Below are 1,518 nucleotides of genomic sequence, written 5' to 3' on the forward strand. Positions count from 1 at the left end.
CTTGTTTTGCATTTAAAATATTTTGAAGTGCTTGATCCACTTGTTGCTTATTCGCATTTTGTTTCAATACATTTTCAGCATCAGCAATCGCTTGTTTATAAGCCTTTTGCTTATCTGAATCTGCTTGCGTGTAATCAACTGTTTGCTCAACATTTGTATGATCATTAACAGCTTGTTGTAATTGATCCATTGATTGGTTCAATTGCGTTGCTTGATCTACTAATTCAGCGATTGGTTGAAGTTGCGTCGCTTGATCAATGTTTTGTTTAGCAGTTGCGATTTGATCAGCATTTAAATGTGTTAATTGGTCAATATTTTGTTTCGCTTGTGTTTTAGCTTCAGCGACTCTCTCATCACCATTTAACTCATTTACTTTTTCTTGAAGCTTAGTTAATGCTTGTTCTACAGCGTCTTTATTCGCATTTGAACCATTAGTTGGATCTGTAATGCTTTCTGCAGCTTGTAACGCTTGGTCTACTGCTTCTTTTTTATCAGTTGACGCTTCAGTGTAATTTGGTTGAGCCTTATCTGTATTTACTTGATCAACTTTATTTTTCAATGTTTCCATCGCGTGATCAAGTTCAGTAGCAGTTTGAACATGTTGTGCAACCTCTGTTCTTGTAGGCGCTGCATTTATAGCATCAGTTAATGCTTGTTGTTGTGCATGATTTATGTTTGGCAATGCATTTACAGTTGTTACTGCTTGTTGTTGATCACGAGCAAGTTTTTGATCACCATGTAGGTTATCTTTTGCAGTTGTTACTGCTTGTGTCAATTGTTCAACTTGTGCTTTATCAAGCGTTGGATTGTTAGTTTGATTAATTAAATCTTTTGCATTTTGAACTGCTGCTTGGTAAGCATCTTTTTGTGGTTTATCTTCATTGATAAACTTGCTACCCGCTTCCGTTTGCTGTTGATCTTGAATGCTATTACGTAAAGCTTCCATTGCTTGGTTAAGTGCTTGTGCTTCAGTTAATTTTTGTGCTACTTCGACACGAGTTGCTGCATTATTGATTTGATTTTCAAGTGCTTGACGTTGTGGTGTATTCAAGTTAGACAAGTTATTTAACGTTTCTGTTGCACGTTGCTTATCTTGAGCTAGTTTTTGATCACCATGTAAATTGTTTTTAGCATCAGTCACTGCCTGTGTCGCTTGATCAATGATTGATTTGGCTAATGTAGGATCAGTTGTTTTGTTAATCAAATCTTTCGCGTGTTGTACTGCTTGCGTATAAGCATCTTTTTGCGCTTGATCCTCGTTAATAAATTTACTACTTGCTTCAGTTTGTGGTTGATCCTTAATACTTTCTTTTAATGCTTTTATCGCTTCATTTAATGCTTGCGCTTGTGCAATGATTTCAGCCACTTTATCACGAGTTGTTGCATTATTAATCAGTATAATTTTGGTTTTGTTTTGTTGTCGCATTATCTGCAATACTTTGACGTAATTTGTCCATTGCTGCATCAACATTGTTTGCTTTTTGTTCATTACCTTGTGCTTCTGCAACAGTAGTCGAT

Annotated in this window: 1 pseudogene; it reads right to left on the reverse strand. The window is 35.9% G+C overall.

What is annotated here, in order from left to right:
- Window positions 1–1,393 (reverse strand): annotated as a pseudogene (locus IDG60_RS13700) (hypothetical protein); the annotation flags it as partial.
- Between the last annotated feature and the right edge of the window lie 125 nt (window positions 1,394–1,518).

Source organism: Staphylococcus sp. EG-SA-2 (genome assembly GCF_017152085.1).